At 43.7% G+C, this 19,540-nt stretch carries 16 protein-coding genes; 6 read left to right on the forward strand and 10 right to left on the reverse strand.

Annotated features, from left to right (window positions below; translation table 11 throughout):
- Positions 1–151 precede the first annotated feature (151 nt).
- The 5 genes from map to AK822_RS05915 all read right to left on the reverse strand — a co-directional run bounded on the left by map (position 152) and on the right by AK822_RS05915 (position 7,342).
- Positions 152–925 (reverse strand): type I methionyl aminopeptidase, encoded by a 774-nt coding sequence (gene map, locus AK822_RS05895; protein ID WP_060490913.1) that lies wholly within the window; start codon positions 923–925, stop codon positions 152–154.
- Positions 918–1,124: a ParD-like family protein gene (locus tag AK822_RS05900; RefSeq protein WP_060490914.1), complete on the reverse strand. Its 207-nt coding sequence runs from the start codon at positions 1,122–1,124 to the stop codon at positions 918–920. The genes map and AK822_RS05900 overlap by 8 nt, the downstream gene beginning before the upstream one ends.
- A 184-nt stretch (positions 1,125–1,308) precedes the next feature.
- Complete coding sequence (rpoD, locus tag AK822_RS05905) at positions 1,309–3,225, reverse strand: RNA polymerase sigma factor RpoD (protein WP_045452235.1); 1,917 nt, start codon at positions 3,223–3,225, stop codon at positions 1,309–1,311.
- Between the two features lie 531 nt (positions 3,226–3,756).
- Positions 3,757–5,931, reverse strand: coding sequence for a DNA primase (locus tag AK822_RS05910; RefSeq protein WP_060490915.1), 2,175 nt, complete (start codon positions 5,929–5,931; stop codon positions 3,757–3,759).
- A 208-nt stretch (positions 5,932–6,139) separates the two neighbouring features.
- Positions 6,140–7,342 carry an outer membrane protein assembly factor BamD gene (locus AK822_RS05915; RefSeq protein WP_060490916.1) on the reverse strand — a complete coding sequence of 401 codons (1,203 nt, stop codon included), beginning with the start codon at positions 7,340–7,342 and terminating at the stop codon, positions 6,140–6,142.
- A 781-nt stretch (positions 7,343–8,123) separates the two neighbouring features.
- Here AK822_RS05915 and AK822_RS05920 point away from each other — a divergent pair.
- From AK822_RS05920 to AK822_RS05930, 3 genes are all read left to right on the forward strand, one after another.
- Positions 8,124–9,377, forward strand: a complete 1,254-nt coding sequence (locus AK822_RS05920; protein ID WP_227678117.1) for an RluA family pseudouridine synthase — start codon at positions 8,124–8,126, stop codon at positions 9,375–9,377.
- A gap of 106 nt (positions 9,378–9,483) precedes the next feature.
- Positions 9,484–10,449, forward strand: coding sequence for a purine nucleoside phosphorylase YfiH/LACC1 family protein (locus AK822_RS05925; protein WP_060490917.1), 966 nt, complete (start codon positions 9,484–9,486; stop codon positions 10,447–10,449).
- 86 nt (positions 10,450–10,535) lie between these two features.
- Positions 10,536–11,138 (forward strand): flavodoxin family protein, encoded by a 603-nt coding sequence (locus AK822_RS05930; protein ID WP_060490918.1) that lies wholly within the window; start codon positions 10,536–10,538, stop codon positions 11,136–11,138.
- A gap of 103 nt (positions 11,139–11,241) precedes the next feature.
- Here AK822_RS05930 and AK822_RS05935 read toward each other — a convergent pair whose 3' ends face one another.
- The gene (locus AK822_RS05935) at positions 11,242–11,427 is read right to left on the reverse strand and encodes a hypothetical protein (protein ID WP_060490919.1); all 186 of its coding nucleotides are present in this window, start codon (positions 11,425–11,427) and stop codon (positions 11,242–11,244) included.
- Positions 11,428–12,080: 653 nt separating this feature from the next.
- Between AK822_RS05935 and AK822_RS05940 the strand changes: the two genes are divergently transcribed.
- From AK822_RS05940 to AK822_RS05950, 3 genes are all read left to right on the forward strand, one after another.
- Positions 12,081–13,550, forward strand: coding sequence for a cytochrome c (locus AK822_RS05940; RefSeq protein WP_060490920.1), 1,470 nt, complete (start codon positions 12,081–12,083; stop codon positions 13,548–13,550).
- A 165-nt stretch (positions 13,551–13,715) separates the two neighbouring features.
- Positions 13,716–15,317 carry a flavin monoamine oxidase family protein gene (locus AK822_RS05945; RefSeq protein WP_060490921.1) on the forward strand — a complete coding sequence of 534 codons (1,602 nt, stop codon included), beginning with the start codon at positions 13,716–13,718 and terminating at the stop codon, positions 15,315–15,317.
- 104 nt (positions 15,318–15,421) lie between these two features.
- Entirely contained in the window at positions 15,422–16,054 is a 633-nt protein-coding gene (locus tag AK822_RS05950) for a c-type cytochrome (protein WP_060492187.1), read from the forward strand.
- A 142-nt stretch (positions 16,055–16,196) separates the two neighbouring features.
- On the opposite strand, the gene AK822_RS05955 is transcribed toward AK822_RS05950, so the two are convergent.
- The 4 genes from AK822_RS05955 to tolR form a co-directional block, all read right to left on the reverse strand.
- Positions 16,197–17,498: a PD40 domain-containing protein gene (locus AK822_RS05955; protein WP_060490922.1), complete on the reverse strand. Its 1,302-nt coding sequence runs from the start codon at positions 17,496–17,498 to the stop codon at positions 16,197–16,199.
- A gap of 91 nt (positions 17,499–17,589) precedes the next feature.
- Entirely contained in the window at positions 17,590–18,033 is a 444-nt protein-coding gene (locus AK822_RS05960) for a cell envelope integrity TolA family protein (RefSeq protein WP_060490923.1), read from the reverse strand.
- A gap of 61 nt (positions 18,034–18,094) precedes the next feature.
- Positions 18,095–19,003: a cell envelope integrity TolA family protein gene (locus AK822_RS05965; protein WP_060490924.1), complete on the reverse strand. Its 909-nt coding sequence runs from the start codon at positions 19,001–19,003 to the stop codon at positions 18,095–18,097.
- Between the two features lie 75 nt (positions 19,004–19,078).
- Positions 19,079–19,537, reverse strand: a complete 459-nt coding sequence (tolR, locus tag AK822_RS05970) for a protein TolR (RefSeq protein ID WP_060490925.1) — start codon at positions 19,535–19,537, stop codon at positions 19,079–19,081.
- Positions 19,538–19,540 lie beyond the last annotated feature (3 nt).

The raw sequence follows: 19,540 nt of genomic DNA on the forward strand, positions 1-19,540 counted from the left end.
AAAAAGCGATGGCAGAGGTATCAATCAGCGTATACTCAAATCATCGCGACCTATCATATCAGTAGTTACCAATATGGCAATAATAAGATGACACTTAAATACTTAAATCACTTTTGTATTGCGCAGCAGCAAGGAAAACTGTAAGCACGCTCTAAAGGGTCTCTTCTTCACGCAGCGTCAGCACTTCATAACCATCGGCAGTCACCGCGATGGTATGCTCCCATTGGGCAGAAAGCTTTTTGTCTGCAGTCACCACCGTCCAGCCGTCTTTTTTCATTTTTACTTTGGCTTTGCCTTGATTAATCATTGGCTCAATAGTAAAGGTCATACCTTGTTCTAGAACCAAGCCTGCACCTGCGCGACCATAATGTAAAACTTCAGGCTGTTCGTGCATTTCGCGACCGATACCATGCCCGCAGTATTCTCTAACGACAGAGTAACCGTGCTGTTGGGCATGGCTTTGAATGGCATGCCCGACATCACCGAGCGTTGTGCCCGGCTTGACCACACGGATACCTGCCCACATGGCCTCATAAGTGTTATCGACGAGGCGTTTTGTTAAGGGCATCACATCGCCAATCATATACATTTTGCTAGAGTCGGCAATAAAACCGCCTTTTTCTAAAGTAATGTCTACATTGATGATATCGCCTGATTTTAGGAATTGGTTGTTTGAGGGTACACCATGACAAACCACTTGATTGACAGAAGTATTGAGCACGTATTGGTAGCCGTATTGACCTTTGCTGGCAGGTCGCGCCTGCAAAACATTCACAATATAGCGCTCGACTAAATCATTGACAGTCATTGTGGAGATGCCAGCGACCATGTGCGTATCTAGGTAAGCAAAAACCGATGCCAATAAGCGTCCAGACTCACGCATGATGGCCAAGTCTTCAGGTGTTTTTAGCGCGATTTTAGCCATCGATAAGATTTCCTATATTAACATCTGCTCGTTTTAACTGCTCGCTGATGATATCGGTATAAGATGCGTGAGGATTGGCCTCGGCCAACATACCTATTTTTATCCAATACTCTGCCTGCGCGTTAATCGAACGTACCATTACCGCACTGGCTTTACGAAGCTCTTCGTGTAGTGTGTCATCAATTTTAACAATACCCATTGTTTTACCTAGTATATGAAATGTATACGAATCATATATATTGTATAGTGCCATTGCAAGCTCGTTCTTGTATTCCTTGATGAAGACATGTAGTTATAGCATTAGCATTCGAGCCATCAAATCGATGACACAAAAAAGCCGAGATAAACTCGGCTTTTTTATTGGTGCTTAATTTGCTTTATTATTAATCATTCTCTAAGAATGAACGCAGATGCTCAGAACGTGACGGATGACGCAATTTACGCAGTGCTTTTGCCTCAATCTGACGAATACGCTCACGTGTTACGTCAAACTGCTTACCTACTTCTTCCAAGGTATGATCCGTTGGCATGTCGATACCAAAGCGCATTTTTAGCACGCGTGCTTCACGCTCAGTCAGATTGCCCAATACATCACGAGTCGCTTCACGCAGACCAGCTGCGGTCGCATCATCAACAGGGCTTGAGATAGTACCATCTTCGATGAAATCACCTAGATGCGAGTCTTCATCATCACCGATTGGTGTCTCCATCGAAATAGGTTCTTTGGCGATCTTCAGTACTTTACGGACTTTAACTTCGTCCATCTCTAAGCGTTCACCTAATTCCTCAGGCGTTGGCTCGCGTCCCATTTCTTGTAGCAACTGACGAGAAACACGGTTTATTTTGTTAATGGTCTCGATCATATGTACAGGAATACGAATGGTACGCGCTTGGTCAGCGATAGAGCGGGTAATCGCCTGACGAATCCACCATGTGGCATAGGTCGAGAACTTATAACCACGGCGGTATTCAAATTTATCGACTGCTTTCATCAGACCGATGTTACCTTCTTGGATTAGATCCAAGAACTGTAGACCACGGTTGGTATATTTCTTCGCGATAGAAATAACCAGACGCAGGTTAGCTTCGACCATTTCTTTTTTGGCGCGGCGAGCTTTTGCTTCACCGACTGCCATACGGCGCGCGACATCTTTCATGTCGTGGATTTTCATGTCGAGCTGTTGCTCGTAGTCACGAATGCGACGTTGCAATAAAATAACATCATCAGTGACTTTTTCTAGCGTACCAGCAAATGCAGGCTTACCTTTGATGCGCTCAATCAGCCAATCGACGTTGGTTTCGTTGCTAGGGAAAGTCTTACGGAACTCTTCACGTGGCATACGTCCACGGCGAATCACCAAACGCATGATTTGACGTTCTTGCTTACGCACGTCGTCATAGACATCATGCATGATGGCCATCACTTGGTCTGACAAGCGATTGTTCAACTTTAGCATCATAAAGCGTTCGGCAAGTAGGGCATAAGCAGTATCTGCTTCTGTGCTACCACGACCATAATCTAGCAAGGCTTGCTTGGCTTTAATAAATAAGTGTTCGATTTCTTCTAGACGCAGACGTACTTCTTCAGGATCGATACCGCTGGTTTCTTCTTCAGCTTCCTCTTCAACGTCGTCTTCATCCTCGTCCTCATCATCAAGCGCCGCTGCTTTGGCTTTTGCTTTGATCACAGGCGGATTTTCTTTTTCTTCTTTGATGCGTTCACGTTCTTCTTTTGCTGCCTCTTTTGCTTCTTGGGCAGCGATTTTGTCTGCTTCGGTCTCAGGATCTAAAAAGCCAGTAATGACGTCAGAAAGCTTTTTTTCACCATCTTGTACTTTTTGATACTCATCAAGGACGAACTGTACGGTACCCGGCCAGTAAGACATCGCATGCTGTACGTCACGAATGCCTTCTTCGATACGCTTGGCAATGGCGATCTCACCTTCACGGGTCAATAGATCAACCGTACCCATTTCACGCATATACATACGCACAGGGTCAGTGGTGCGACCCGGCTCAGTCTCAACAGAGGCCAATACCGCCGCTGCCTCATCCGCTGCCATGTCATCATCACTTGAATCGTCGTTCATCAAGATGTCATCGGCATCAGGCGCAGATTCAAAGATTTTGATACCAACGTCGGTCAGCATTTGCACAATATCTTCGATCTGATCGCTTTCGGTAATAGAGTCGGGCAGTTGGTCATTCACCTCAGCATAGGTGAGATAGCCTTGCTCTTTACCCATTTGGATTAAGGTGGCCAGTTGAGATGTGGACTTAGAAACTGACTTATCGTTCATAAATACTCGCTTACTTGCATCGGACATTTTTATATTGTGACGCGCTATCGCTCGCTCAGTGCGTTGATATAATCAATCGATTCATCAAAATATGGCGTAGAGGTTGTCAATAATATCAAAAATGAGTTGATATGAATAAAGGCTCAAAATACTACAATTACAATGCTAAAAAACTGCTAGAAATTAGTAACGCTAAAAACTCTTCAAGATAACATTATCTAAAAAATAATATATAAAAATAACGGTCCCTAAAAACGGATACTTCAAAATAATATCTAAAATTTGTGCTTAATGAGGCGGATTATCGCCATCTATTAAATTGGGCTATAAATAGTTAGCGACACAGTTTAACACACACCAGCGTAATCAAGCACGAGGTAGTGATATCTACCGACCGTTTTTTACTGATTATTTGCTATCAGTTGAATGATTAAATGGCAATACATGCTATTGGGCATAATCATTAGTAGTGGGGGCAGCCGCTATACTTTTAAAGGGTTGGAGATTTTTTAGCAAAAATAATGGCAAACGTTAAGATTTGACGGTAACCATCTGCGCTGACTGCTCAGCTTGCTGCGCGCGTAGCCAATCATTTAATAATTGCGACTGCTTACGGACAATCGCCAGCTTGATATGATCAGGATTTTTGATGAGCTCTTGCATCTTTTTTTGCAGATGTAACTTGAGCAACTGCATCACCAAGTTTTCGATCAACTCATCCAAGCTCAAAATATTTCTGCCAATTAATGTCTTATAAAATCCGCCCCAGCTACGGCTAAGTGTCTCTTGGGTGATTGGCTTGACATTAGACAATATAAAGTGTGCGGCGGCGTTGGCATCTTTGGGTAAATGATTCAGGCAGCGTTTGATGGTGCTAACGATATCCAGCAAGGCGATATCTTGCAAATCTTCCCAAGCAAGCGGACGCAAGATGTCAGGCGCGGCTTTTTGCTTGATGTGTGCTGGCAGCTGTAAATCATTAATACCTGCCTGCTGCCAAATGGCTTCGATAGGGTCTTCAATTAAGGCGCGTGGCTGAAACAAAAAACAAAGTTGCAATTGCTGACTGATGGTCATGTCACCATCAAAATCTACCAGCGCATCTCTTGCATCTTTATTTTGGCTACGTTTACCACCCAGCTTCTGATAGACGTCATTGTTCAGCAAATAGCGAAAGCTACTGCCTTTAGGTAATGCAGTGGTCAAGGCACGTACTTGTGACATGAGCTTGGCTTTGCCTTCTGCCAAGGTTAAATCGTAACGCTCGCTTAAATAGGCAAAAATATACTGTGACAATGGCATGGCATTCGCGATTTGCTCACGCATGGCATCGCCGCCCTGACTCTTAATAAACGTATCAGGATCATGATTATTTGGTAGGGTCAAAAACCGCAACTCTTTGTCATCGGCAAGTACTGGCAAAGCCACTTCAAGGGTACGCCAAGCCGCTTTTTGTCCCGCGCTATCGCCATCAAAGCTCAAGGTTAGGGTAGGGTTTAATGTTAAAAGTCGTGAGATTTGGCTTTCATTGATCGCCGTGCCCATAGAAGCGATAGCACCATAAATACCCGCTTGGTAAAGGGCAATCACATCCATATAGCCTTCGACCACCAACCAGCTGTCGGCACGTTGTTGGCGTGATTCGTAATAGCCATACAGCACATGCTGTTTATGAAAAACGGGCGAGTCAGAGGAGTTAATATATTTGGGTTTTACCTCATCATCGAGCGCCCGCCCACCAAAACCAATGGTGCGTCCTTGATTGTCTCGAATCGGGAAAATGACCCGATCACGGAGTAGATCATAATCGCGCCCTGACTCTGATTGGCGCACCAAACCAAGCGCCTTTAAGCCTTCAATATCCTGTGGAAACTGATGCTCAAGATGCTGCCAGCCAAATGGGGCATAGCCCAAACCAAACGTCTCAAAGATGTCTTCTGTAATACCACGCGATAAAAAGTAATGCTTGGCATGCGGATGAAGGGTGAGATTGTGCTGATAAAACTGCTGGATTTGCTCTAACAGCTCATACAGGTTACCGTCTTTATCGGAAACGCTATGATCATCGTACAATGCCGCAGCGTCAGTATTGCCACCTGTCAACCATGCTGGCGGATAGCTATTATCATCTTGGTAGTCTGCGTCATAAGAATCTTCTGGATAAGACGCTGAGTCGTAAGCATCTAGCGGCGGATACTCATCGTAGCCGTTGCTACTGTCGTGATAAACGGGTTGATCGGTATCGCCGTACTGGTTTTGTTGCTGAATAGCCGAAGTAGCGTTAATAGAAGGCGCATTAATTGTTTGAGCAAGACTTTTAGCGTCACTTTTAGCGTTGATAGTCGGATTAGGTATCGACGGTGGTACAATCGGTTTTGGTGCACGGCGCTGGTAGCTGACGTTTTGTTGCTCTTCTTTTGGAACTTCGATACCCGTCTGCTTTGATAGCTCATTAACCGCTTCAATGAACGTTAAATTTTCATAATCGCGTAAAAAACTGATGGCATTACCGCCGACGCTACAGCCAAAGCAATGATAGATGTTTTTTTGTGGATTGACATAAAAAGAGGGCGATTTTTCGCCATGAAACGGACAGCAGCCTTTAAACTCACTACCAGCACGTTTAAGCGTCGTATGACGCCCAATGATACTGATTAAGTCAGCTTGGCTATTTAATTGGTCGAGAATGTGATTTGGAATACTCATGCAAAAAACAGTTTACCATAGGTGTATTATCTTAAGCATAGGCAATATTGGGCACAAACAATATTGGGCATAGATAATGAAACAGAAACAGAAAAAATAAGGCCAACTCTGTTGTTGACCTTATTTTTTTCATGATGTGCGTTGATGTACTAAAAAGAAGAGACGTTCTCTTAATTAAAAGAGAGACGTTGCCTCAAATTTAGCGCATTTATTCATCATTCATATCGACATCTGCTGGCAGGATATCAATCCCTTGAACAGGCAATGTCGTACGGCGTACAGGATTGGTGTTTTGTGGATCGACATTGGCTTCTCTTGCCGTAGAGCCAGTGCTCGATTGGCTAGTAATGCGCTCAGCGGATGCTTCAGGCAGACCTAAGCCGACATTGATGCCAGTATTAGCGCGCACAGGTGAAGTATCTTGCGCTGCACTGGCTGCTGCTGCATTATCGCTTGGCAGTCTTAATTGACTGGCGTTACGAATAACCTGAGTTTTGGTCGCGCCGTTATAGTCGCCTGTCGCAACTGATGAAGTATCTTTGTTAAAACGACTTAACTGCCCAAAAGTCAATTTGTTGATGAAAGAACGCTCACGTTTGGTGTCGAGTTTAACGCGTCCATCAGCACTTAACATGTTGGGATAATTAATCTGCAATAGAGTTTTGTATTCTGCTGCCAAATCAGACATACCCAGTTTATCATAGCTATAAGCTAAGACCGCGATTGCGTCTGGGATGGATTCACTAAGTGGGTAGTATTGAAACACCCATTTGGCACGGTTAACAGCAGCGACATAAGCTTCGCGCTCGATATACCAGTTGGCGGCACTCATCTCACTTTCAGCAAACTGATTGTAAATGAAAGTCATGCGCTGAGCGGCATCTGGCGCGTAAGGGCTGTTAGGGTACTTATTAATAAGCTCTTGAAAGTTAGCGAAGGCAATACGTAAATAGGCGGTATCACGCTCAGCTTGATTGAGCTTAAACAGTTTTAGACCTTCTGATGAGCCTTGCATATTGGCGACGCCGCGCACATAGTAAGCGTAGCTGACTTGCGGATTAGAAGGATATAGGTTAATAAATTGCTCAGCGCTGGCGGCTGCCATTTCATACTTACCACTGGCATATTGTGCGTACATCATGTCGAGTAATGCTTGCTCAGCGTATTGTCCAGTAGGATAAAAAGTGCGCAGATTGGTCAAATCTTCGATGGCTTGTGTATAGCGGCCTTTATCAATCTGGGTAATGGCGTCGTTATAATAGTTCTGCTCTGATTTTTCGGCAGTTTCTACCGCATCGACGTCTTTACCGCCAGTCAGGTTTTTGAAAGTCTGACAGCCCACTAAGTTTACGCTTAGCGCAAGTAGGGTTATTGAGGACAGTTTGATAAACGTATTGCCAACAGCTTGCATACTTCTTCTCCGACACAAGACGTATAATAGCAGCGACGCTATCATACTAGATATTAGGTTAATGATAAAAAACGATGCGTAGGCATCAATAGTGGTCTGTCATCTACTATGTCAATCATCGGACATACCAGTTATCGTTATTAAAAAACGCTTGATGGCATAGGGTTTATATCAAACCAAATGCTTTTAATAAAAAATTCGATAAGCATACAGTGGCATAGCATACAGCAAAATATGGCTATACTTTATAGAATAACGTTTGCTTCGTCTATTTTTTCGCCATCTATATTGTACTTAATCCAATCGTGCTCATCGGATTTGAGTCAATATCGTTAGTTATTAGTCTACTGCAACACAGGTGCGATATGCTGCTGCTCGCAATGAGCTGTAAACCAGCGCATGTCAGTTTGGCATTTTAACATGAGCTGCTGTCACGAGCGATATCGAATGTCGCTGACACTGACAAATATACAGTAAATTACAGCAATGTCATATTTTAGAGAGTTAAGTACGGCGCTGACGCTCGCTGCGGTATAATCAAAAAATGACAGATAACACACAGCTTCTATAGGGCTTAGGCGCTTGGCATGCTACACTAGCACGGTATTGCCTCCGCTTTTTTCGACGACGATCGCTTTTATGATAAGTGATTGATAGCGAATGGCCTTTCGTTTTTTATAGCGTTACGCTTAACACTTTATTAGAAATTTTCTCAAAAGCTACCTTTCAAAACCACGTCAGGCGCTTTGCCATATATAAATCTGCTATGAATAATAATGCTATGACTACCCATTTACCACCGAATCAATCAAGACAGACTGATTCATCAGCACAAGAGTCACCGATGCCAAATGACGTTTTAAATAATAGTGAATTACCTGACGATAATCAGTCGATGCTTGATGAGCAAAGCCATGGCGATCATGTTTTAGAAGACGCTGTGTCAGAAGAAGCTATGTTAAAAGATAGTGATGAGCTTGACGACGATATGATAGATAGCAGCGATGAAGATGCTGACGACATTGATGATAGCGACGATGATGAAGCGTCAGCCGCCGGTCAAGTGGTACCAGTAATTATTAATATGACGCATACGGTTATAGAAGACGAAGCTGGTTTACGTATTGATAAATTGGCTTCAAAAATATTTACCGATTTCTCACGTGTTCAATTACAAGGTTGGATCAGTGATGGCAGCCTGCTGTATAACGGTGGCGTGCAAAAACCAAAAATTCGTGTCAGAGCGGGTGATGTGCTGCAGTTAACCACCACATTAGAGCAGCATAGTGAAGATCAACCAGAAAATATAGACATCGATGTGGTCTATGAAGATGATGACGTATTGGTCATCAATAAACCTGTTGGCATGGTAGTGCATCCTGGTGCGGGCAACCAAACCGGCACCTTGGTCAATGCACTGCTGTATCACTATCCGCAGCAGCACCATCTGCCGCGTGCAGGTCTGGTGCACCGTATTGATAAAGACACCTCAGGGCTATTGTTGATTGGCAAAACCAAGCCAGCACAGCTTGCGCTGATGGAGCAACTAAAGGACAAGTCGGTCTATCGTCATTATCAATGTGTGGTAGCAGGGGATGCAGCGAGTCTATCGCGCCATCGCCGTATTGACGCCCCAATCGGTCGTCACCGCAACCAGCGTACTAAAATGACGGTAATGACGGCAGGACGCGAGGCTGTGACTCATTTACTGAATGTGACCGCGCTTAATGGTAATTATTGCTTGTTGGATGTAGGTCTTGAAACGGGCCGCACTCACCAAATTCGTGTGCATTTAAGTCATGTGACTTATCCGATAGTGGGTGATCGTGTCTATGGTGGTCGTCGTCAATTGCGGGCAGGACTGACAGAAGCACAACGTCAAGCGATTAATAATTTTCCACGTCAAGCCTTGCATGCCTACACACTGGGTTTCGTGCATCCAACGACTGGTGAAGATATCGAAGTCACCACACCACTGCCTGAAGATATGCAGCAGTTAATGGCTGTGCTAAGTGATGGCTATGATGACGAGTAGACCGCTCCTTGTAGGCGAGAGCGTAAAGTCGCTTGTAAAAAACAGAGCCTAGTAGTAAATAGCGATCCATGATATAAAAATGACTCATTAAGACGGTAAATCAGCCATGACTCATCAGCTTCCTATGACATTGCTTGCACAGATTGATGATGTGGCTGTTTTTCAAACAGCTGCCTTTTCAAGCGATGATGTTGACTCACAAGACCAGCCCACAGAACAGCTAGTACGACAGCAACGTCAAGCGAATTACGGTGAGCTAAATTTAGGTTTGCATGTCAATGACGATGCTGCAAAAGTACTGAGCAATCGCATGCGTTTATTATCTGCCATCAATGAGCAGCTTGCACCCTTATCGTTGACTGCCTGCCAACAGGTACCCATCAAACGCTTACACTGGGTTAACCAAGTTCACGGTAAGCAAATTCATGATATTGATGGCACAGCGCTAGGTATGATGCCAATGTCTGCTGACGCGATGGTCAGTCGGCAACAAGGGCTTGGGCTTGCGATAATGACGGCTGACTGTGTGCCGATAGTCTTATATCAGCCAGCTAGTGGTCAAATAGCAGCGATTCACGCGGGTTGGCAAGGTCTGGCTTGCGGGGTTATTCAAGCGACTGTGCAATGTTTTACGCAATCGGGACAAATCAAAGCTTGGATTGGTGTTTGTATCAGTCAAGACAGCTATGAAGTTGGCGCTCAAGTTCGCAATCAATTATTGAAAGGTTGCACAGAAAATAAGTTATTGAACACAGCCAGTATTGAACATTTTGATTCGTTATATGTCATAGATTCTGTGGCTACTATTAAAGGCGATAACGAGACTCAACATGTACAGGATACGGTTGATAAGCTGTCAATCTGTAACACAGTTGACGCGAGAAAAATCAAGCTAAACTTACCAAAGTTGGCAGCGGATCAGCTTAGTGCGGCGGGCGTTATAGTAGATGACACCTTATCTAGCAGCTGTAGTTATACTGATGACCACTATTATTCTTATCGGCGTCAAACGCATTTGCAGCAGCCTGCTACAGGTCGAATGGCGCTGGTCATTGTACGTGGCGCTGCGTAGGATTACGCTATTTGCTGTTGCGCGCAATTAACTGTTGAACTTATATTGTTTTTATTTAACCATTTATAGCCATTATTAGAGTTTGTATGAATACACCTGCCAAATCGTCCATTACTGATAGCATACCGACTGTATCTATTGCTGTTATTTATCATAGCAACTACGGTCATACCAAGCGCGTCGCTGAAGCGATCGTTAAAGGGGCGCATCAGCAATTGCCAGCAGCACAGGCCAAAGCCGTTGATGTCCACAAGGTTGACTGGGATTATTTGGATCAGGCGGATTTGCTGGTTTTCGGTAGTGCCGTATATATGGGTAGTGTCACTGCTGAATTTAAGACTTTTATGGATGAAACCTCAAAGCGCTGGTATCATCGTAAATGGGAAGGCAAGTGGGCAGCCGCTTTTGCCAACTCTGGTGGGCTGAGCGGTGATAAGCTGGCGGTATTGCAGCAGATTTCTTTGTATGCGATGCAGCATGGCATGAACTGGATTGGATTACCGCTGATGCCGACAGGTCATGAGGCTCATGATTTAAACCGTTTATCTAGCTTTTTGGGCTTGATGACCCAGTCGCTTGATGGTCCCCCTGAAGAAACGCCAGGACGTGGAGATATTGATACGGCTATTTGGTTCGGCGATCATTTGGCCAAGACAATTATCAAGCATCAGCCAGCGGCGCGCCCTTGAAATGAATGGCTATTGAATCATTCAAGGTAATTTATTAAACATTAAAGGCAGATATCAAACTGATATCTGCCTTTTTTTTGCTTATTTTATGAATGTGATGGCACTATTTTTGATTTTTTGTACTGGTATTATTTTGAACTTGCACAGTGGTGGCAGGCGTATTTTTGACCAAGATGCTATTGGTAGGGGTGGTATTCACAGGGATAGGGCTGTCGACAAACTGAAATGATTGGCAGCCTGTGATTAACAGGGCTGATGTCAGTATACAAGCAAGAATCGGTAACTTCATAGTGGTGTCTCAGGCGGCGATCGGCAATGTGGAAATAGCGCCTATCATAAACAAAATATGGTGCGTTGCAATAGCTTGTTTCATAGCATTATAAAAATATGACTGATAAAAAAAGCGAGTGCTAACTTAAGTCTATGTATCTATTATGTACAACTAAAATCGATGATGACAAAAAATGAAGCAAATTTTTGACAGCTATCTACAATGATAGGTTTTTTATAAAAGATATGCACCCAAAAAATAGGACTTTAGTTACTGATTTTAAAGGTATTATTTAAATGACCTATTATTATAATATAAAAAAATATATTACGTTATCAAAAACTGACAATGATAACGCAGTTCTTTACGTTTTGTAAAAATTTGAGACCAATACGTTACTCGTTAAGTAATAGTAGCGAAATAGTCTTACATTAGTAGAGTGAGTAGACATCATTTAGTAACTATGCTTAGTCACTACGCTTATGAAAGTACTTTTGTCACGCTATTTTACTGAGTATTTACTGGATGATTTGCTACTTCATTTAATGGATTATCAATTGAGTATAACAAGTCGTCACTCATTAAGGCTTGCTTAATATTAAATGTTTCATCTCAATCATTCATCCTAATAATAATTACAACACCCTAGGTGCCAGCTATATGAGGATATTATGAAGCCACTTTCTGTGATGTTATCGATGCTCGTCATTGGTATGACCTCCAGCGCTGCGATGGCTGAAGGCGCAAGCGTCGTCAATACCAGCCTAGCCAATGCTAGCTTGCCTAATGCCAGTTTACCTAATATTAGTCCAGCCAACAGCGAGCTTGTCAATCGCGGTGCTTACATTGCCCGTGCAGCCGATTGCATGGCATGTCATGGCGAAGATTATACTGGCGGTACAGCGATCGAAACGCCGATGGGAGACATCTATTCAACCAATATAACCCCATCTAAACGTTATGGTATCGGCGATTATACCGAAACGGATTTAAAGACTGCGTTGCAAAAAGGTCGTACGCCAAGCCATATGCTTTACCCTGCCATGCCATATCCTTCTTATAGTGGCATGAAAGAAGAAGATATCAGTGCGTTGTTTGCTTATCTGCAAACCGTACCTGCTATCGATGAAGCACCGAAATATAAAACTGACCTGCCATTTCCCTTTAACATTCGCAGCTTAATGATTGGCTGGAATTTTCTCAATGTCCCGTCTACTGAAAACCGTGATGGTCTCACCGAGACGCAGCAACGTGGTGAATATATTGTCAATAACTTAGAGCACTGCGGTACTTGCCATACCCCGCGTAATAGCACTATGGGTTTCGATAAAAAAATGTATCTATCAGGTGCTCAGCTTGGTCATTGGCATGCACCAAATATTACGCCTGACGAGTCGAGCGGTATCGGTAGTTGGAGTGAACAAGATATCGTCACTTATCTGCGTACTGGTGAGCTTGACCAGCGTGCCTATGCGGGTGGTCCTATGGGCGAGGCGGTTGCACATAGTACGCGCTACTTAAAAAATGAAGATTTGAATGCCATTGCTTCTTATCTAAAAGCGGTGCCTGCTATCCAAACAGATGATAAGGTCGCAGCCATTGATGTCTCGCGTTTACCAACACCCATTAGCGAATCTATCACTCATGATTTACTGGCGCAAAAAGATTATTTAGCCCAAGCCAAAGCGCAGGTGAGTAATGGCAGCAATTCACCAGAATCGCTATATTTGGCAGCTTGTGGTAGCTGTCACGGCGTTGACGGTTATGGTCAGCCTGATGCGCGTTACGCTCCTATCGTTGGACTCAGCAGTATTCGCCGTGAGAAACCTGATGCGCTGGTCAATATGATCCTTCATGGGGTAGAAGGCGCGACTAACACGTCACCTATCATGCCAGGGTTCTCAGATGAGCTAAATAGCGAGCAAATCGCTGGTATTACCAATTATGTGCGTGTGAATTTTGGTGGTCTCAACAGTAGTGAGGTGAGTGCTAGTGATGTTGATCGTATCGCAACGACAGGTACTGACAAGCCCTTCTTAATCAAATATGCGGGCTTACTGGCAGTAATCGGCATCATCGTGGCTATTATTATCATTGTGTTTGTTATACGAGCCATCTTGCGGTCTAGGCGCCGTCGTTAATTCATTGATTCTATAAAGACGATCTACATATTTATTATAGGACAAGACCTACAGGCAATATGGTAAGGCACAACAGCTCGAAAAACAGACGTAGAACTAAGCCGAGCTGATTAATAATATATATGCCTACCATCTTGCAGGAACGTCTACTTTAAGGACACTATTATGAAAGACATGCTTCAATCACCAACGCGGCGCCAACTGCTCTCGATGATTGGTAAAACAGCGGGCGCGACCGCGATGTATCAGGCGATGACGACATTAGGATTTGCGTCAGAGTCGAGTTTTAAAGAGACCATGGATCTTAAAGGTGCACCTCCTGGCGCTAGTATCGTCATTCTTGGTGCGGGTCTTGGCGGGCTGACTGCAGCTTATGAGTTACGTAAAGCGGGTTACGATGTCAAAGTACTCGAATATCAAAATCGTGGCGGCGGTCGTAGCTGGACACTGAACAGCGGTGATAAATATACTGAGCTTGGCGGCGAAGAAGTCACCTGTGATTTTGAAGAGGGCAATTATTTTAATGGTGGACCGTGGCGTCTGCCAAGCCATCATTATGCCGTCTTCCATTATTGCAAACAGTTTGGCGTTGAAATGCAGCCCTTTATTCAAACCAATGATCGTGCTTATCTGCATCGAAGTACTCATTTCGACGGCGTGCCGCAGCGTTTGGGTGATGTGAAAAACGACATCCAAGGTCATGTCGCGGAGCTGCTATCGAAATCAGTTAACGTTGGTGGTCTTGATCGCTCGGTCAATACTGAGGACAAAGAAAAGCTATTAGAAGGTTTAAAAGGCTGGGGGGTGCTGGATAAAGATTATCGTTACCGCGCCAGTAATGAGACCAGTAAACATCGCGGCTTTAGTGTGTTTCCGGGTGGTGGCTTGATGCCTGATGCGACGCCATCAAAACCTTTGCCGATTAGTGAGATACTAGATTCAGGTATGTGGGCAGATATTTATGGCAACCATATGACTTATGGTCATCAACCGACGATGTTTCAGCCAGTAGGTGGTATGGGAAAAATTGGTGATGCGTTCACCCGTGAATGCCGCGATATGATTGAGTTTAATGCAAAGGTCACTAAAATTCATCAAGATGACAGTGGCGTCACTGTCGATTATGTAGACAGCAACAGCCCAGATGGTGCCACCAAGACCATTCGTGCAGACTGGTGCGTGTGCAATATTCCATTAACTGTATTGACGCAGATGGATATCAATGTCTCAAAACCAATGAAGCAGGCGATGGCTGCCGTGCCTTATGAAACCTCTTATAAAGTTGGTCTAGAGTTCAACCGCCGCTTTTGGGAAGAGGATGAATGGATATTTGGTGGTCTGACTTATACCGACATGCCCATTGCTCAGATTGCTTACCCGTCACAAAATATGTTTAAAGATGGTACGGGCGTGCTACTCGGTGCGTATGGTTATGGTCCGACGTCTTATAAGTTTAATAGCTTAACGCCGCAAGAACGTATTAATGTTGCGCTTGCTTATGGTAAATACATCCATCCTCAGTATCCAAAAGAGTTCCGCGCAGGGACATCAGTTGTCTGGCACCGCATCCCATGGACGCTCGGCTGTTACGGTATTTGGAATGAGTCGACCCGTCGTCAGCATTACGATACCTTGTGCAGTATTGATAATCGTATTGTGCTGGCGGGCGAGCATTGCTCACATATTCCGGCATGGCAAGAAGGCGCTATTTTATCTGGTATGGATGCCGCAAAGCGCTTACATAAAAAAGCAAAAATGCTGGTTTAATAACGCTTGGGTTATATAAATAACTATAAGATTCAGAGGCTATCATGGACAATGCAATTGTGAAGAAGGCAATCGTGGAGAAAGCAATCTTGAAGAAAAAAGTCATGAAAAACATGACACTCAAACTGCTGACGCTGATGCTGCTGAGTGGGATAAGCAGTGCAGCACTGTTGGGCTGTAGTCAACAGTCAGATGATGAAGTGACGGTTTCCAGTGTACAAGATCAGAATTCCTTAACAACCAATGACTATCAAGAAAGCCGAAATACGGGTGCGTGGGGCGGCGTTTATATGAGCCGTGAGGAGCTTACTGCACCTGCTATCAATATTGTCGATGACAGCTCATTGCCCAATATGGAAGACGACCCAAGTATTACTGAATGGGACGCAAAGTTTGAAGGAACAAATGGCTTTGTAACGACAGATGGCAAAAAGCTGTATCACGACTCTTGTGCGGCTTGTCACATGCACAAAGGCGAGGGTGCTTACGGTGCAGGCTATTATCCGCCACTGGCGAATAACAGTAAGATGCAATCAAAATATTACATCATCGATATCTTGATTAATGGCTTTCGTGGCATGCCCTCATTCCATGGAATGATGAACGATGCGCAGATGGCGGCGGTTACTCAATATGTGGTCAGTGACCTAAATGGTTTTACCGATACCGTGACTGCTGAAGATGTGGCAAAACTGCGGCATCCAAATCCATCAGCGGGTGATCCGAGTGATGATTAATGGTGTTTACTAATTTAGTCAATAATTGTCCAATACATGCTAGTCACAAAATGATTTAACCGTACCTTGCTCATAAAAAAGCGCCTAATTATTTATTAGGCGCTTTTTTATGAGCAAGACTTTATGAATTAAGAAAGAGGATTTATTTAGGACTCGATGACCAGACTGGTGAGCGAATCGTGCCTTGACCAGACTTACCAAACGACTCACCACCATTCAATGATTTGATGGTTAATACACCTTTGCCACCTTGCTTTGAGGCGTAAACGACACGCTTACCATTAGGCGAAAAGCTTGGCGCTTCATCGATACCCGTATTGCCCAAGTTAGTAGTGACCGCGCCGCCGCTATTCATGATCGCCGCTGAGCGACCACTTAGAAAGGCAATTTGTGAGCCATCGTTACTAAATTGCGGGCTAGTGGCATAACCGCTACTTGATACCTTAGTAGTACGTCCTGAACCAAACTCATAACGATAAATCTGTGGTTTGTTAAATCCAGTTTTGTCTGATACAAAAACAAAGGATTTGCCATCAGGCGCATAACTTGGTTGCACTTCACTGCTTGGCCAATTGATAAGCCTTCTAGGTTGACCACCACTGGCACTCATCTCATAAATATCTGCGCTACCTTCAAAGCTACTAGAGAATAATATCTTGCTGCCATCAGGTGAAAATGATGGACTGAGATTGCTGCCAGGGAAGGGCGTTAACGGAGTTGCACCGCCACCGCTCACATTTTGTACATAAATAACGGGATAAGATTTATCACGTTGTACGGAATAAGCAATACGATTGCCATCTGGCGACCATGTTGGTGAAAAGATAGAACCGGTTACTTCAGTAATGGTTTTGGCATTTTCGCCATCGGCATCCATCACTTTTAAACGTGAGACTTTTTCTTTACCAGCACCAATCTCTTCAATGTAAGCAATACGCCCTGAAAAGTCACCTGGCGTACCAGTAATTAGCTCATATACTTTATCAGCGATGACGTGACCAGCATAGCGCATGCTTTCTTTATTATTGTCAGCCGTTAAGCTTTGTTTGCCTTCGATTACTCTACCAGATTTAACGTCAATCACTTCGTAATCGGTTACTATTTTACCGCGATTGCTGCGGGTGCTGCCGACCACTAGATAAGGAATCCCCATGCTTTGCCATACTGGTAATGTGCCTGCCAGCTCGCTGCTACTGCGCGGCTGCTGTGGTAGATCTTTGCTAGTCACTTTTAGCTCTGTTTTGCTTAAATCATTTAGAATAATCGGCGATAATACAGAGTCACCAGCAAATGGCACAAAGGCGACTTGGTTTTGTTGTCTTGGCGCGGTAACAGTCATATCGAGTACCATTGATTCAGCGGCATAAGCAGGCACTGATAACAAGGGAGTGATTAACAACAGGCTTGAAGTGGCACGAAGGATAGAATGTGTAGATAGCTTCATGAAGTAATATCCTAAAATAGAAATAATTGGTTCATCATACAGGCTTAATTATTATTTATAGTGAGATTAACTGTACAACGTTAGGTGTTTTTTATTGAACGTTAATTTTAATTATCAAGTCTTTAAAGCTTTCAGGTTTATTGAAGCCAATGGGTAATGGACTAGCAGATAGAGCAGCTTTTTCCACTGCCTGATTTACAGCAGGATTTGCACCTTGAGCCTTAACAGATAACACATTACCTTTTTCATCCAACTTAAAGTATAAAGTAGTTGTTGATTCGGGGGTAGCAGTGGGTAGAGTAATATTACGTTTAATTTTTTCTAATATAGCTGTTGTTACATGACTCTCATTACTTAAATCATTTTTTCTAGTAGTAATAGCGGCAAACAAGGCTTTTTGATCCATAAACTCATTTTTGACATTATGGCTTTCTGGTAATGTGCCAGCGACAGAGTAGCTAGATAGTAGAGAGAAAGATAGCAATAGCAGCAAAGTTGAGGTATTACGTAATATATGACACTTGCTTAAACTCATAAACCAGAACCTTAAGATAGTAGAAAATCATTAACGATATAGAATTAGAGGCTATACAAAATCAATTAATAGTAACGTTGATTGTCAAATTTGTAAAACTTTCAGGATTATCTAAATCAATTGGCAATGGGCTAGCAGCGCGTGCAGCTTGTTCAACTGCTTGGTTGACGACAGCATTTGGACCACTAGCCTTTGCAGATTTCACGTTGCCTCTGGTATCTAATTTGAGCGACAATGACGTGGTTAGACCCTGTGTTTCGATTGGGGTATCAAGTTTGCTTTGTATTTTACTTAATATAGCACTTTTGAACTCACCAGTAGAACGAGAGGTACTGCCACTACCACCATTAGATGTTGTTGAGTTGCCGTCTGCTTCTAGGTCATATCTCTGACCTGCGCTACCAGAATCACCTGTATTAATCTTTAAATTTTTATCAGTCGCAGTCGGGCGTGTAATCTTTGGCGGGTTATTTTGTTTATTACGGAAATCGCCCAGCTGATTTTGTTCTTCTATCAGCTTTTCATTTTTGTTTTGCTCCACCTGACTATGCTCTTCTGTCACCGACTCATCCAATTGTGCTGCAAACTCAGCCATATTGCGCTCGTATTCTTGATTTTGCTCAAGCAGACGCTGATTTTGTTCCTCGCTCATCAGCATTGGCTGACTGGCACTATCGCTAAAACTTTCTGATGATGAGGTGCTCGATGCACTGCTTGTGCTAGTTGCAGCTTGCATCGCGCTAGCTGCCGCTGCACGATTGGCAAGGATTTGACCTTGTATTTCAGCCAATTGCTCAGGGGAAACCATGACCGTCTCAATACTTTCCACAGTGTCGGTTTTAGTATGTTGATAAGTATAAACGAGTATCCCAATCACGAGACCATGTGCCAGCACGCTAAGTAGCGTAGGCAATGTTAGCCCATTGCCTTCAGGTTGGGTCGGTACATAAACGACAGGAGCATTATGCATGGTAAAGATACTCAAGGACGAGGTTCATCAAATTATCTACTTTATTATAGCAAGCTGAGCGAGGAATAGGATTTATTACAATGATGGTGTGGGCAAGGGTGCGCCTGTTAATAATCCCACCTTTTGAATGCCTGCTTGTTGTAAGGTGGCCATGAGTGTCATGATAGCGCCATATTGATTGTTTTGATCAGCATTAATCATGACTTGTAAAGGCTGCGCCCCAGCGTCGCTACTTTGATTTTGTAAGTTAGACAGGGTATCAATCAGCTCTGTTTCACTAATCGGCAGGTCGACATTGTCTTCATAACTGATAAAAATATCGCCACTATCGGTCAAGGACACAATGACGGGTAGTTGGCTTTGGCTCATGGTATTGGTTTGCTCTTTTGGCAAGTCAACATCGACGCCCGTAATCAGCATGGGCGCTGTGACCATAAATATGACGAGCAGCACCAACATCACATCGATATAAGGAACGACATTCATCTCCGCATTGAGCGCTTTTTTTTCACGGCGATAGGGACTCTGTTTCATGAT

The organism is Psychrobacter sp. P11F6 (assembly GCF_001435295.1).
Taxonomy (GTDB): domain Bacteria; phylum Pseudomonadota; class Gammaproteobacteria; order Pseudomonadales; family Moraxellaceae; genus Psychrobacter.

Excerpts from the sequence above, each read along its gene's own strand:
- tolR (WP_060490925.1), bottom strand. The coding sequence starts at position 19,537 with ATGAAACAGAGTCCCTATCGCCGTGAAAAAAAAGCGCTCAATGCGGAG.
- AK822_RS05950 (WP_060492187.1), top strand. The coding sequence starts at position 15,422 with ATGAAAAACATGACACTCAAACTGCTGACGCTGATGCTGCTGAGTGGG.
- AK822_RS05915 (WP_060490916.1), bottom strand. The coding sequence starts at position 7,342 with ATGCAAGCTGTTGGCAATACGTTTATCAAACTGTCCTCAATAACCCTA.
- AK822_RS05945 (WP_060490921.1), top strand. The coding sequence starts at position 13,716 with ATGAAAGACATGCTTCAATCACCAACGCGGCGCCAACTGCTCTCGATG.
- AK822_RS05940 (WP_060490920.1), top strand. The coding sequence starts at position 12,081 with ATGAAGCCACTTTCTGTGATGTTATCGATGCTCGTCATTGGTATGACC.
- AK822_RS05925 (WP_060490917.1), top strand. The coding sequence starts at position 9,484 with ATGACTCATCAGCTTCCTATGACATTGCTTGCACAGATTGATGATGTG.
- AK822_RS05955 (WP_060490922.1), bottom strand. The coding sequence starts at position 17,498 with ATGAAGCTATCTACACATTCTATCCTTCGTGCCACTTCAAGCCTGTTG.
- AK822_RS05935 (WP_060490919.1), bottom strand. The coding sequence starts at position 11,427 with ATGAAGTTACCGATTCTTGCTTGTATACTGACATCAGCCCTGTTAATC.
- AK822_RS05965 (WP_060490924.1), bottom strand. The coding sequence starts at position 19,003 with ATGCATAATGCTCCTGTCGTTTATGTACCGACCCAACCTGAAGGCAAT.
- AK822_RS05900 (WP_060490914.1), bottom strand. The coding sequence starts at position 1,124 with ATGGGTATTGTTAAAATTGATGACACACTACACGAAGAGCTTCGTAAA.
- AK822_RS05930 (WP_060490918.1), top strand. The coding sequence starts at position 10,536 with ATGAATACACCTGCCAAATCGTCCATTACTGATAGCATACCGACTGTA.
- AK822_RS05910 (WP_060490915.1), bottom strand. The coding sequence starts at position 5,931 with ATGAGTATTCCAAATCACATTCTCGACCAATTAAATAGCCAAGCTGAC.
- map (WP_060490913.1), bottom strand. The coding sequence starts at position 925 with ATGGCTAAAATCGCGCTAAAAACACCTGAAGACTTGGCCATCATGCGT.
- AK822_RS05960 (WP_060490923.1), bottom strand. The coding sequence starts at position 18,033 with ATGAGTTTAAGCAAGTGTCATATATTACGTAATACCTCAACTTTGCTG.
- rpoD (WP_045452235.1), bottom strand. The coding sequence starts at position 3,225 with ATGAACGATAAGTCAGTTTCTAAGTCCACATCTCAACTGGCCACCTTA.
- AK822_RS05920 (WP_227678117.1), top strand. The coding sequence starts at position 8,124 with ATGACTACCCATTTACCACCGAATCAATCAAGACAGACTGATTCATCA.